Here is a 13,682-nt window from a genome sequence, read left to right as displayed (position 1 = left end):
TTAATTTTTATACGGTTTCTTCTTTTTTCGAATTTAACCAAATAACTGTGGCTAATATCAGTAATACACCAACCCATTGTATCGGACTTACTGCTTCTTTTAATATGAAATAGGACATTGCAGTTGCAACAGGTAATTCTGCTGAACTTAAAATACCACTCAAGGAATAACCTATTTTAGGTATTCCATAGGCAAATAGTAAGGGAGGTATAACTGTACCAAAAAATGAAAGAATAAGCCCATAATGCCATATGCTATCTCCCAAAACGCCTGAAATCAAAAATGTTGGCGGAAAGATGCAACAGATCATAACACAGGAGCCAGTGACCATTAGTGCGCTTTTCTGAATGGGAGGATAATCATTGCCCACGCGTCCATTGACGATTAGAAACACAGCATAGGCTGTAGCTGCTAACAATCCATATATCATTCCTGTCCAGTTGAGCTTATCTATCCCGTGCTCTAGGAGACCAGTTGCGAATACAGTTCCGATAAGGACGATCGCAATACCGATCAATTGACGACCAGAAGGTCTATTTTTGAATATAATGAATTCGATTAGTGTACCAATCCATATATATTGCATCAATAAAACGATTGCTAAAGAGGCGGGCACCAATTGTACACATTTATAATAAACAAGACTTACTAGGCCGGTAGAGATACCGCTAATGACAATTTTCCATTTATTCGATTTTCTGGAAAAGCTTTCGTTGGCTTTTGGATTGAGTAGCTGTATGAACAAATAGACCATCCAGAGGATGATCATACCAAAAATAGCTTGTACACCTGTTACTTGTCCTAAGGTATAATCTTGTGCATATGCTTTTTTTACAAATGTAGATAACAATCCGAAACTACTTGCGCCTATAAAAACCGCAATAGCACCTTTTAATTTTTCCATATCTCTTTTTTCAAATTCGGACAAAATTACAACTTGGAAATGTAGAATAAGAACGATATGTGTGTTTGTCTGTTAAATTTGGTTTTATTACATTTGGGTAACATTAACTATTCACTATGTGTTTGAAACGAAATTTATTATTTTTTATCAGTCTGTTGCTTTTACTTAGTAGTTGCTCTGTAAAGAAAAAGACGAATAATTATGGTCGTGGAAACGCTGTTTTGACCGATGCTAGTGAAGCAAGAGGAATAGATTATAGTAAAAGTTCTTTAGATAGTTATGCTGATCTACTACATGTAAAGAGAAAGGAGCTCAATCCGAATCTTTACTCTTTTATTGACGAATGGATGGGGATACCACATCGTATGGGTGGTGCCACAAAGAAAGGAGTTGATTGTTCTGGTTTTGTAGGTATGCTTTATCTTAAAGTATATAAAGAAGACTTGCCACGTTCGTCGCGTGATATGAGTGTGGTCGTTAAAAATAAAAGAGCAGCGCAGTTAAAAGAAGGTGATTTGGTCTTCTTTTCATTTGGTGGCCGTAATATTGATCATGTGGGTGTTTATCTTCATAATAATAAATTTGTGCATGTCTCGACCAAAAAGGGAGTTATCATCTCAGATCTGGCTGATTCGTGGTATTCTAAATACTTTACAAATGCAGGATCACCGAAATCTTAATCAAATTTTCAAGCTGAATTCCCTTTTTTGTGTCAAATAACATATAAAACTTTATAAAACTGTTTTAATCCTTATTTTTGTCTAAAACTAAAATAAAGATGAGTATCAAGGGTAAAAAGATTTTTTTGGGTTTATGTATTGTAGTACCGTTTCTAATTTACTGTGTTTATTACTACAGTAATATGATCAGCAATGCACCTTTCCGTTTTACAGATTTTCAATCTGTAGTCTTTCGATACGGTGAGCCTAATCATATGGACAATCATTATGATTCAAATACAGGGATTTTTCAGTATGTGACCAAGACAAATGAAATAGAACGTGATACCGTTCGTATGACTAAAGATGATTTGCTTTATTTGCATCGCAAAGCTCAGGAATTAGGTTTTTGGAATTTGGATGATGATATGACGGGTCCTGAGGCGAAAAAAAATATAGAAACAGCTACAGTACCTCGTTATTATTTAGAATTCAACTATAAAGATAAATCAAAAAAAGTTACTATTGATGCTGATTTTGCAGGTAATCCTAAAATGCGGGATGCGGGTAAATCCATGATTGAGGAGGTCAATCGGATCTTGGCAGCAGCCCAATCTAGATCTAGTAAATAAAGAAATTAAAGGGAATCATTTTTGATTCCCTTTTTTATTGCAATTAACAGTTTGTTAAACATAAGGTGATTATTGATTCACATTGGAGCAGTAGCTTCGCTCTTAATTATGTTAGACATTCAAATGAAAAATATTTTTGCTGTTGCTGCAGCATTGTCTTTGAGTTACAGCCTTAGTGCTCAAGAATTTGCGAAAGGTATTGTTTTTAATGATATCAATAAGAATGGAATTATTGATAAAAAAGAAGTCGGTTTACCCAATGTCTCTGTCAGTAATGGTATAGATGTCGTCCAAACTGATGCTAAGGGGCAGTACAAGTTGCCTGTGAATAAAGACAATATTATTTTTGTCATCAAACCGGCGAACTATGCTTTGCCGATAGATACCAATCATCAGCCACAATTCTATTATATCCATAAACCTGAAGGAAGTCCACAGTTGACTTATAAAGGTGTTTCTCCTACAGGAAAGTTACCTAAAGAAATCAATTTTGGATTGACATCTCAGAAAGAGTCTACAGATTTTTCAGCATTTGTATTTGGCGATCCACAAGCATATGATATGGTTGAGATGGATTATTTTAAACGTGGGATTATTGATCGTGTCGCGAACAAAGATGTCGCGGTATTTGGGATAAGCTTAGGCGATTTGGTTGGAAATGATTTATCGTTACATCCTGCTTATAAAAGTACAATTGCATTAATGGGATTGCCTTGGTTTAATGTAATTGGTAATCACGACTTAAATTTTGATACCAAGGAAGACATTTATTCTGACGAGGCTTTTGAAGCTTCTTTTGGTCCCGCAACTTATTCTTTTAATTATGGCAATGCTCACTTTTTAGTAATTGATGATATTATTTATCCCAATCCAGATACAGGAAAAGGGTATAAAGGTGGATTGAGAAAAGATCAATTGGATTTTATTGCTAATGATTTGAAGTATGTACCAAAAGATAAGTTGATTGTCTTGGCTTTTCATATTCCTTTAGCACATGATGATGCTTCTGTTTTCCGTACATCAGATCGCGATAGACTATTTGATATTTTAAGTGAATTTCCGCATACACTTTCTTTATCGGCTCATACACATTTCCAGCAACAAAATTTCTTTGGTGCTAAGGAAGGCTGGAAGCAAGCAAAACCGCACCATGAATATAATGTAGGAACGACTTCTGGCGATTGGTACTCTGGAGAACTGGATGAAAATGGAATACCTGTGTCAACTATGCGAGATGGAACACCAAAAGGATATGCCATCTTAAATATTAAGAATAATGAATATTCTTTTGATTATAAGGTCGTAGGTAAGGATGCAAATTATCAGATTGCATTATATGGTCCATCTGTTATTGATCAAAAATATGCACAGCGATATCCTGTATATGCAAACTTTTTCATTGGTAAAAAAGGTGATCAGGTTTTGTATCGTATCAATGAAGGTAAATGGAAGGAAATGGAGCAGGTTGGTGAGATTGATCCATCTTTCGATCATGCCGTGCAGCAATTTGATTTAGCAACAGCATACAAAGAGGGGAGAAGACCGTCGGATGGAACAGTTAGTACGCATTTATGGAAATTTAAATTACCAAAGTTAAAAGAGGGAAATTATAAAGTTGAAGTAAAAGCAATCGATATGTTCAATAGAACACATACAGCGATTAAAGAAATTCAAGTTGTCCGTAAATAAAAGTAGTTAATAGCCATATAAAAACCGTTAAGCAACCTTTATAGGTTGCTTTTTTTATGAATAATATTGAAAGGTTAAACATTACTTAAGAATAGCTTAATATAGCAGCTTTATATTTGTACCAGAGTAATTTTTGATTCATATAGTAAAAGGTTAATGTGGGATCTGTTGCGAAACACGTCTAAAATTTAGTTTGTTTTTTAAAAAGATATGGGCTGTCCAAATTTTGGATAGCCCATTTTCTTTTGTTAATTGTAATTGGATACAATCTATTTATAGATATGTTATCTTTTTGTGATATATGCTTTTATAGCCAAATTGTATATTTTTCACTGAAAAGAATTGATCGATCCCCGCCGAATCTGCATTTAATGCTTTTCTTCTTATTTAGCACCTAATGGTAGGTTTTTGTCGTGCTTATGTTTGAATAAAATAGCAAATAAAATGGCTAATATCAATGTATAAATAGAGAATGCGAGCCAGATATGATGCCAGTCTTTGAGGATAAGCTGTGTATTGAATAATCCATTTTCACTGATAGACAATCCCCTTTCTTTAACAAACGAAACCAACGTGTTATTGTTGACATCGGTATCTAAAAAGGACGCTAATTGTCCCATGCTATTAAAGGATATGGAATAATATTTGTCAATAATCCATCCCGACACTAAGCTACCGAATACTGCACCAAATCCATTTGTCATCATCATAAAAAGACCCTGTGCGGAGCTTCTTATTTGTGGGCTGGTAGATGTCTCAACAAATAATGAGCCTGAGATATTGAAAAAGTCAAATGCCATACCGTATACAATACAAGATAAGACGATCATCCATAATCCAGAAGATGGATCTCCATAGGCAAATAATCCAAAACGTAAAACCCATGCGAACATCGATATCAACATTACTTTTTTTATGCCAAATCGTTTTAAGAAAAATGGAATGGCTAAGATAAATAGGGTTTCTGATATTTGGGAAATCGACATAATGATTGTCGAATATTTGATCACAAATGAATCGGTGTATTTAGGGAAAAATTTAAATTCATCTAAAAATACATCGCCATATGCGTTTGTCAATTGAAGGGCAGCTCCTAAAAACATAGAAAATATAAAGAACAAAGCCATTTTATAGTTTCCAAATAATTTAAAAGCTTCTAAGCCAAGTGTTCTTGCCAAGGAAGAATTTTCATCTTTCACATTTTTTGGAGGACATTTTGGTATTGAAAATGAAAATAGACCTAATGCCAATGCAAAAATTCCTGCGATATAAAATTGCATTTCTGATGCTTTGCTTCCTGTCAAATTTACAAGCCACATCGCTGCAATAAATCCGATAGTTCCAAAAACACGAATCGGAGGGAAGGCTTTTACTAAATCATATTTTCCTTGGGTAAGTACGGTATATGCTATAGAATTTGATAATGCTAGGGTAGGCATATAAAAACACATGGCTAAAAGCATAGCATAAAAAAAGGTTGTCGGGTCATTTATTTGTGGTAGGTAAAACATGACCGCGGCATACAATAGATGGAGCACTAAGTATAATTTTTCAGCATTGACCCACCGATCTGCGATAATCCCCATTAAAGTTGGCATAAACAAAGATGCAAAACCCATCGTTGCAAAGATGGCTCCAAATTGAGTTCCGTCCCATTGCTTGGTACCAAACCAGTAATTTGCTATTGTAATTAACCATGCTCCCCACACAAAAAACTGGAGGAAGTTCATAATGGTCAACCTTAATTTAATAGACATAAGTAATGTATAGTTGAGTTTGTTTTTTGTCGAGGATTCGATTATTATTTTCTGCGTGAGATTTCATCACGAATTAATGCCGCTTGCTCATAGTTTTCATCATGGAGAGATTGTTCGAGAACGGTTTTTAATTGTTCATCTGTAAGACTTGAGAAAGGATTTTGGATTTGCGGCTTGGTCGTTTCTTCTTTTACATCATCAGAGATAACCTCTGATGATACGGCATTTTCTAAGTTTTCAAGAAAGGCAAATTCGTTACCTTCGATAACGATGCCAGCAGAAGATAAAATGAAGTCGTAGGCATAAATAGGTGCTCCGAAGCGTACTGCTAATGCGACGGCGTCAGAAGTACGAGCATCTATTTCTACTGTTTTTTGACCGTCTGAACAAATAATCTTAGAATAAAAGATGCCTTCTATTAAATTATATATCAGTACTTCTTCTAAATTAATTTGGAAAGCTTTTGCAAAATTCTGAAATAAATCATGGGTTAGTGGACGACTGGGAACCATCTTTTCTATTCTTATCGCAATAGCTTGTGCTTCATGACTTCCAATGATAATAGGAAGACGGCGATTACCTCCAGATTCACCTAGAACTAGTGCATATGCTCCAGATTGTGTCTGACTGTAGGATAAACCAACGATGTCTAACTTGATTTTCTTCATTATGATACCTTTACGGTTTACAAACTTAGATAAATTTGCTTAGAATAGCAATATGATACTGGTGATATAAAGGTAAATTTGTCGTTCTCTCTCAGTCATAGGACGTTTTTAACTAAAAAAGATGTGCATAATGAATAACAAAAAAACTCCATTCACATTTTTATTGAGAATGGAGTTTCTGAATCAGTAATTTTACAATCCTTTATAAGCTTTTAACGCTGCAATTAATTTAGGAATAACATCAAATGCATCTCCAACGATGCCATAATCTGCCACCTTGAAAAATGGAGCTTCTGGATCTTTGTTGATAACAACAATCGTTTTGGATGAGCTTACACCTGCTAAATGCTGGATAGCACCAGAAATTCCGATGGCAATATATAAATTAGGGCTTACTGCAATTCCTGTTTGTCCTACGTGTTCGGAATGAGGTCTCCATCCCGCATCAGAAACTGGTTTTGAACAGGCAGTAGCAGCTCCCAGCACATCAGCTAATTCTTCGATCATAGCCCAGTTTTCAGGTCCTTTGAGACCACGACCTGCTGATACTACAATGTCAGCTTCAGGTAGTGAGATTTTATCTGTCGCTCTAATGATATCTTTGACAATTGTGCTAAAATCTCCTGCATCTATACTTGGTGAATAATTTTCAATTGTTGCAGAAGTTTCGGATTCTTTCAGTTCAAACGAATTAGGATTCAGTGCAATGACTTTAATTGGTGATGTAAGTTCAACAAGAGCAAAAGCTTTTCCTGAAAATGCACCAGTTTTTACTTGTAAGTCGTTTCCAACTGGTTGAGGTAATTCAATAGCACCATCTGCTAAGGCTGCGTTCAACTTTGCAGCAACTCTTGGAGCTAGGCCTTTACCTGAAAAAGAATTGGATAAAATAATGATGGATGCATCATTGGATTTGGCTGCATCAACGATAATTGCAGCATAGGCTTGGTTGACAAACGATTTTAATTGTTCTGTATTGACATTTAAAATTTTGTTGGCACCATATTTCCCTAGAAGATGTAGCTGATCATCATCTACATTTCCAATTGATAGTGCAATGACTGGACTGCCAGATTGGTCAGCGACAGCTTTGGCATAAGAAAGTGCTTCAAAAGCTGATTTTTTAAATTGACCGTCTGTATTTTCTACATATACTAATGTTGACATGTTTTTCCGTTTTAATGATGGTTAAATAACTTTTGCTTTCTCGTGCAAAAGAGCAACTAATTTTTCCACATCGCTAGCATCAACTAAAGTCACTGCGCCACGTGGTTCTGGAGTCTCGTACTTAACTATACGTGACAATTGAGCAACTTCGATTGGTTCAATGACATCTAATGGTTTTGTTCGTGCAGTCATAATACCTCTCATATTTGGTATTTTAGTTTCAGCAACACCTTCTGCTGTACCGATGACGGCAGGTAAATTTAGTGTTAATACTTCTTTTCCACCTTCGATCTCACGTTCTACACTAGCAGCGTTACCATCAATATCTAATTTTTTACTGATCGAAACAGATGGGATATTCAATATAGAACCTATAAAAGCGCCTACTTGTGTTCCGTTATAATCAATAGATTCTCTACCCGTTAGTATCAGATCAAAGTTATTTTCTTTAGCATAGTTAGCAATCTGATTTGCTACAAACCAAGCATCTCTAGGTAAAGCATTAACTCGAACTGCATTATCAGCGCCGGTTGCTAAAGCTTTACGGATAGTTGCATCTGTGCTTGCATCTCCTACGGTGATCACAGTTACAGTGCCTTTGCCACCTTCGGCTAAATCTATTGCTTTTGATAAGGCAATCTCATCATATGGATTCACAATATATTGTACACCAGCAGTATTAAAAGCGGTGTTGTCATTCGTGAATGTAATTTTTGAAGTAGTGTCTGGGACATTACTTATACACACTAATATTTTCATAATTTATAACCGTTTTATACAAACCTACTATAATTTAAGTTAAATGTAAAGATAATTTGGGATAGTAACATACTCCAGCATAGGAATTGTTGAATTTCATTTTTCTTAAATAAAAAGCCCAATATAGTTCAAGTGTTATATGTTTTGTAAAATATTGATGTATTTTTTATGTTAACTGTAATTTTATTAGGAATTTTTTGAGAATTTGATTTGCGAAAGATTCGTCAATTATTTGTCATTTTTATATGCTAGCATAGTAAATTGTTTTCTGGACTCGTTTTTTAGCTTGTTCTATTATTTGTAGCTTTACCGATATAATTAAAAATAGATGATGTCTGAACGTTTAGAACAATTGAAGGAATTTTTGAAGGACTCTCCACAAGATCCGTTTTTGAAATATGCAATGGCAACCGAATATTTAAAATTAGGTAAGCAAAAGGAGGCACTTGAAGGTTATATGGATTTAATAACCAATCATGCCGACTATGTGGGGACCTATTATCACTTAGGTAAACTATATGAGAAAATGAATAGACCCGATGACGCACGCACCATCTATAAAAATGGTATGATCATTACCCAACAGAAACGTAATATGCATGCTTTAAATGAACTGCGAGGAGCTTTGAGTTTACTTGATGGAGATGATGAAGATGAATATTAACATTATTTTAACATTGTAAATTTCATTTTTGGTATTCATTTTGCCTATATGTTTTTGGAGATTTCGAGAGTGAGTTTTATAGAAGATGAAAAGGCTATTTATTATATTATGTTGTATCTTATTGGTTTTTACTGCATGCGATAACCAACGTAAGGGAGCGGAAGCAGTGAAAGATAAGAAAGACCACCCAAATATTACTTTACATGATTTGAGTGGTTCGTACACTGGTATTATGCCTTGTGCTGATTGTGATGGAATAGAAACTGTATTAAAATTGAATCAAAATTTTTCCTATAGGTACACTTCTAAGTATCTGAATAAAAGTGATGAGGTATTTGTTAAGGATGGTAAATGGAAGTTTGAAAATGATATTATTACCTTAGAAGGTGTAGATTATAAATTCAAGTTGGGAGAAAAAACAAAACTTTGGCAATTGGATTTATCAGGTAATGATATTGTTGGAGAGTTGGCAGAAAATTATAAGTTAGAGAAAATGCAAGAGTAATTATAAATAAGATCACATTAATAAAAAAAGACCTATTAAGGTCTTTTTTTATTTGCAGATATCTTTTAAATGATTTACTACGAAATCAATTTCTTCTTTTGTATTGTGACGACAGAATGAAAAGCGAACGGATGGTCGATTACCATCTGATCTTATAGCTCCAAGGACATGTGAGCCAATATCTGTACCTGAACTACATGCACTTCCTCCTGAGCAAGAAATGCCTGCAATATCTAAATTGAAAAGTAACATATCTGCCATTTCAGTACATGGAAATGATACGTTTAGTACGGTGTAAAGGGACTTATTGGGTTCTATTATGCCGTTAAATCTTATATCAGGAATCGCAGTTTTTAATTGTTCAATCATATAGGATTTTAAGCCTTGTATATAAGTTGCATGTTCTTCCATGTGCTCATAACTTAGTTCAAGTGCTCTTGCTAGTCCAGCGATACCATATACATTTTCAGTTCCACCACGCATATTGCGTTCCTGTGCACCTCCGTAGATCATGGGTTTGATTTTTGTATTGGCATTGATGTACAGAAAACCCACTCCTTTGGGGCCATGAAATTTGTGTCCTGCTCCAGTAATGAAATCAATTTTTAATTTACTCAAATCATGTGGATAATGTCCCATGGTCTGAACCGTATCGGAATGGAATATCGCATTATATTTTTGGCAAATTTCAGCTATTTTTTCAATATCATTCAAATTGCCCAATTCATTATTGCCATGCATAATGGATACGAATGTTCTCGGATTGTTGGATAGTAAATCCTCTAATTGATGGAGATCGATATTACCATGAGCATCTACATGCAATAAATCAAGATGAACTTTTCCTGTTTTTTGCATTTCTTCTAGCGTATGCAATACAGCATGATGTTCAATAGGAGTTGTGATTGCATGTGTGATTCCAAAATCTACTATGGAACGTACAATTGCCATATTGTCGGCTTCGGTACCACCAGAAGTAAAGAAAATCTCAGATGGAGAAGTATGTAAGATTTGCGCAATTGACTTACGCGCCTTTTCAACAATTGTTTTTACTTGTCTGCCATGCGAATGAATGGAAGAAGGATTCCCAAAATTATTTTCCATGGTGTCTATCATGACACGAATGACTTCTGGATCTAGCGCTGTAGTTGCAGCATTATCAAAATATACTTGCATAATGGACAAAATTAAGTAAAAGTAAGTTTACTTATCTGTGCGAATTGGATTATTTAATAAAATTGCTTGTTTTTGATTTTTTGAAAAATGTTAAAGAAGCAAGTAAAGCGGTAAAAATACCGATATAGGCTAGAATATCACCATTTTTGGTATAGATGGTTAGTTCTTCACTCAGATTAATTTCTTGGGTTAGGGCTGCGGGCTGCCACCATTGTGTTTGCTGAATAATATCGCCTCTTTGGTTTATAAACCCTGAAATACCGGTATTGGCAGCACGAGCTACCCATCTGCGATTTTCGATTGCTCTTAATTTAGCATATTCTAAATGCTGATCTTTACCTGAAGTATTTCCCCACCAGCCATCATTGGTAATAATGGCAATAAACTGTGCCCCTTGTTGAATATATTCTGCTACATAATTACCCCATATTGACTCGTAACAAATAACTGGAGCGGCGCCTATACCACTTTGAGTATAGAATACTGAAGGTTTGTCCTGCTTTCCATATCCTCCTGTGGTTCCTCCAAAAGCACTAAATAGTGGCTTTAAGAAATTGATAGCACTGCCAAATGGCATCTGTTCTACTCCAGGAACCAATTTTGATTTATGATAAAACTGTAGTTTTGATGAAACATCAACTAAGGTTGCTGCATTAAAATTGTCTTTGTATAGGTTTGGCGCTATTTCTCTTGCGGTACTTGTTCTCTGATCATTATACAATTGATAGCTCTCAATTCCTGTTAATACGTTACCATTCTTATAATCATTTAAAAAATTGATAAGTGAATCAAATGTGCTGGTATTTCTAAAATCTTCTTCATCGAAATCACCTCTTTGGGATAAAGCTGTCTCTGGCCAGATAAAAAACTCCGTATTCGGTTTTGCAACTGATTTTGAAAGCCTCATCAATGTATTTAATTGGTCTTCAGAGCTGATAGATCCAAATTTTCCAAATGGGTCAATATTGGGTTGAACGGTTACAATTTGAGAAGGATTTAAGTGTTCCTCAAATGTTAAATAACGAATGATAGAATAAGTTGATGGTAAGAGTAAAGTTAGTGCCAACGTGATTTTAATGTATCGCGGTTTACTCAGTGTATTGATTTGCTTTTTGTTTAAATAAAGTAAGAAAACCAAGATATTGCTTAACCAGATCCAAATGGTTCCACCATAAACACCCGTGACTTCATACCATTGAATAAGTTGATGAAAATTGGCAAATCCATTGCCCAAGGTCATCCATGGAAATGCTAAGTCCCATGTTTGGTGTAAATATTCATAAGATATCCAAAAAGCCATTAGTCCAAACAGAGAAATACCAATAGCTGTTTTTTTTCTCATCTGATAATATAAGCGAAAGCTCAGAGCCATCAATAGTGATCCCAAGAGGAAAGGGATCAATGATATAAAGATCGCAATATACCAAGGCATCACGGCAGATATTGAATTATACACCCAATATATGGATGCTGTATTCCAAACAACAGCTGTTAATCCTGCCGTTAAAAATATTTTTTTCCCTTTTTTCTTGAACTCTTCATTCCGAATGATATTTTCAACTGCAATTAAAAGTGGTAGGAAAGCTATTAGTAAAATGGGACTACTATAGGGAACGGGTGGCCATCCTAACCATAATAAAAAGGCACTTAAAAGTGCCAGTAAGTATTGATTTCTCACGATTAAATTTGAGATAAAATTTCGTTTTTCTTATTTTCGTATTCTGCCTGTGTAATCAATTGTTTGTCAAATAAGCTTTTCAATTTTCTTAGTTTAAGCGTCATTTCATCATCTTCTTCCACTACTTTAGGAGCTGATTCCTCAACGATGGGTGTGATCATAATTTCTTTGACTTCTTCTATTTTAGGTGAAGCTTGATCATTGCTACTAATGACTTCTTCTTCAACAGGTGTATGTATTTCAAATGATGGTGCTGCTTGTTTTGGAACTGTTACTATAAATTTTTCTTTTTCCAGTTCAAGTTCCTTTATTTTTGACGATTCTAATGCGCCCTTGATTAATTGATATAATTTTCTTGCTTGCACTTTTGGAATATAATCAATACTCAAGTTTTCACCTGTTGTAGGGATTACGGTGACTTTGGAACCAAAAATCTCTTCTTTAAAAGCAATGTCTTTGATATCTTTCCAACTGAATATTTCAAAATCAGTAGCTAAACCCAGTTTGGTGAATTCGCACATGAAAATACGTTTATTACTGATCGTGATACTATCAGGAAGAATCGTTACTGCAGGTTTTTTCTGTATTGCGATATAATCAATTCGCTCTCCGTCGGTCATCATATCTTGTAATTTGATGACTAACTTTTCAACGATTTTGATATCTTGGCCGTCAATGGCAAAAAGTTCAAAGTTCATATTAAATATATTTTAAAAATAAACGAAGGCGAAACTATTCTAAACCTCCCACACAAAATACAAATTCTCCCTTAATTGGATTGTTTTCAAAATGTAATTTTAAATCCGCAAGTGTTCCTCTGACATTTTCTTCGTATAATTTACTTAACTCTCTTGATATGGAAGCTTGTCTTTCGGGACCAAAAACTTGAATGAATTCGTCAATTGTTTTAAGTATGCGATGCGGTGATTCATAAAAAATCATTGTCCTTTTTTCTTCTGCTAAGAATTTCATACGTGTTTGACGTCCCTTTTTTACTGGAAGAAACCCCTCAAAGCAAAAGCGATCATTTGGTAATCCTGAATTGACCAAAGCTGGAACAAAGGCTGTTGCTCCAGGTAAACATTGTACTTCAAGCCCTTCTTTAATTGCTTCTCGAACCAATAAAAACCCAGGGTCTGATATAGCTGGAGTACCGGCATCAGAAATCAAGGCAATATTTTGTCCTTCTTTTAAAAACTTAATGATTTCTGAAATCGCTTTATGTTCATTGTGTTGATGATGAGCAAATACTTTTTTTTCGATTCCAAAATGTTTTAAAAGTGGTGCGCTTGTGCGTGTATCTTCAGCGAGAATAAGATCTGCTTCTTTTAACACACGTATCGCGCGAAAAGTCATATCTTCTAAATTGCCGATTGGCGTTGGGACTAAATAAAGCATTTACAAAGGTAAGTTTTTTTTGATAA

Annotated in this window: 14 protein-coding genes; 5 read left to right on the top strand and 9 right to left on the bottom strand. The window is 34.9% G+C overall.

Annotation, left to right across the window (positions count from 1 at the left end; genetic code table 11):
* Positions 1–7: 7 nt before the first annotated feature.
* Complete coding sequence (locus MUB18_RS00525) at positions 8–904, bottom strand: EamA family transporter (RefSeq protein ID WP_045752801.1); 897 nt, start codon at positions 902–904, stop codon at positions 8–10.
* Between the two features lie 122 nt (positions 905–1,026).
* Between MUB18_RS00525 and MUB18_RS00520 the strand changes: the two genes are divergently transcribed.
* The 3 genes from MUB18_RS00520 (at position 1,027) to MUB18_RS00510 (ending at position 3,884) form a co-directional block, all read left to right on the top strand.
* Positions 1,027–1,584 carry a C40 family peptidase gene (locus MUB18_RS00520; RefSeq protein WP_411028110.1) on the top strand — a complete coding sequence of 186 codons (558 nt, stop codon included), beginning with the start codon at positions 1,027–1,029 and terminating at the stop codon, positions 1,582–1,584.
* Positions 1,585–1,766: 182 nt separating this feature from the next.
* Positions 1,767–2,195: a hypothetical protein gene (locus MUB18_RS00515; protein WP_248754681.1), complete on the top strand. Its 429-nt coding sequence runs from the start codon at positions 1,767–1,769 to the stop codon at positions 2,193–2,195.
* 123 nt (positions 2,196–2,318) lie between these two features.
* Positions 2,319–3,884: a calcineurin-like phosphoesterase C-terminal domain-containing protein gene (locus MUB18_RS00510; protein ID WP_248754680.1), complete on the top strand. Its 1,566-nt coding sequence runs from the start codon at positions 2,319–2,321 to the stop codon at positions 3,882–3,884.
* Positions 3,885–4,267: 383 nt separating this feature from the next.
* On the opposite strand, the gene MUB18_RS00505 is transcribed toward MUB18_RS00510, so the two are convergent.
* The 4 genes from MUB18_RS00505 to MUB18_RS00490 form a co-directional block, all read right to left on the bottom strand.
* Positions 4,268–5,641: a nucleoside permease gene (locus MUB18_RS00505; RefSeq protein ID WP_045752803.1), complete on the bottom strand. Its 1,374-nt coding sequence runs from the start codon at positions 5,639–5,641 to the stop codon at positions 4,268–4,270.
* A gap of 44 nt (positions 5,642–5,685) precedes the next feature.
* Entirely contained in the window at positions 5,686–6,309 is a 624-nt protein-coding gene (locus MUB18_RS00500) for a bifunctional nuclease family protein (protein ID WP_248754679.1), read from the bottom strand.
* 192 nt (positions 6,310–6,501) lie between these two features.
* Positions 6,502–7,476 (bottom strand): electron transfer flavoprotein subunit alpha/FixB family protein, encoded by a 975-nt coding sequence (locus tag MUB18_RS00495; RefSeq protein ID WP_094773029.1) that lies wholly within the window; start codon positions 7,474–7,476, stop codon positions 6,502–6,504.
* A 21-nt stretch (positions 7,477–7,497) separates the two neighbouring features.
* A complete protein-coding gene (locus tag MUB18_RS00490) occupies positions 7,498–8,235 on the bottom strand; it encodes an electron transfer flavoprotein subunit beta/FixA family protein (protein ID WP_045752806.1) in 738 nt (245 codons plus the stop codon).
* Positions 8,236–8,563: 328 nt separating this feature from the next.
* Here MUB18_RS00490 and MUB18_RS00485 point away from each other — a divergent pair, with 328 nt between their 5' ends.
* Entirely contained in the window at positions 8,564–8,899 is a 336-nt protein-coding gene (locus MUB18_RS00485) for a tetratricopeptide repeat protein (RefSeq protein WP_248754678.1), read from the top strand.
* 85 nt (positions 8,900–8,984) lie between these two features.
* Positions 8,985–9,404, top strand: a complete 420-nt coding sequence (locus MUB18_RS00480) for a copper resistance protein NlpE (RefSeq protein WP_094773027.1) — start codon at positions 8,985–8,987, stop codon at positions 9,402–9,404.
* A 48-nt stretch (positions 9,405–9,452) separates the two neighbouring features.
* On the opposite strand, the gene MUB18_RS00475 is transcribed toward MUB18_RS00480, so the two are convergent.
* From MUB18_RS00475 to rsmI, 4 genes are read right to left on the bottom strand one after another with little or no spacing between them, the layout of a single operon-like run.
* The gene (locus MUB18_RS00475) at positions 9,453–10,580 is read right to left on the bottom strand and encodes a cysteine desulfurase family protein (RefSeq protein WP_248754677.1); all 1,128 of its coding nucleotides are present in this window, start codon (positions 10,578–10,580) and stop codon (positions 9,453–9,455) included.
* A gap of 49 nt (positions 10,581–10,629) precedes the next feature.
* Positions 10,630–12,258 (bottom strand): apolipoprotein N-acyltransferase, encoded by a 1,629-nt coding sequence (gene lnt, locus MUB18_RS00470; protein WP_248754676.1) that lies wholly within the window; start codon positions 12,256–12,258, stop codon positions 10,630–10,632.
* A 2-nt stretch (positions 12,259–12,260) separates the two neighbouring features.
* A complete protein-coding gene (locus tag MUB18_RS00465) occupies positions 12,261–12,956 on the bottom strand; it encodes a PH domain-containing protein (RefSeq protein WP_248754675.1) in 696 nt (231 codons plus the stop codon).
* Positions 12,957–12,990: 34 nt separating this feature from the next.
* Positions 12,991–13,656 (bottom strand): 16S rRNA (cytidine(1402)-2'-O)-methyltransferase, encoded by a 666-nt coding sequence (gene rsmI / locus MUB18_RS00460; protein ID WP_248754674.1) that lies wholly within the window; start codon positions 13,654–13,656, stop codon positions 12,991–12,993.
* Positions 13,657–13,682 lie beyond the last annotated feature (26 nt).

It is taken from the genome of Sphingobacterium sp. PCS056 (assembly GCF_023273895.1).
Classification (GTDB): Bacteria; Bacteroidota; Bacteroidia; order Sphingobacteriales; family Sphingobacteriaceae; genus Sphingobacterium.
The sequence above is the reverse complement of the archived record's forward strand: the minus strand, read 5'-3'. Positions and strand labels throughout refer to the sequence as shown.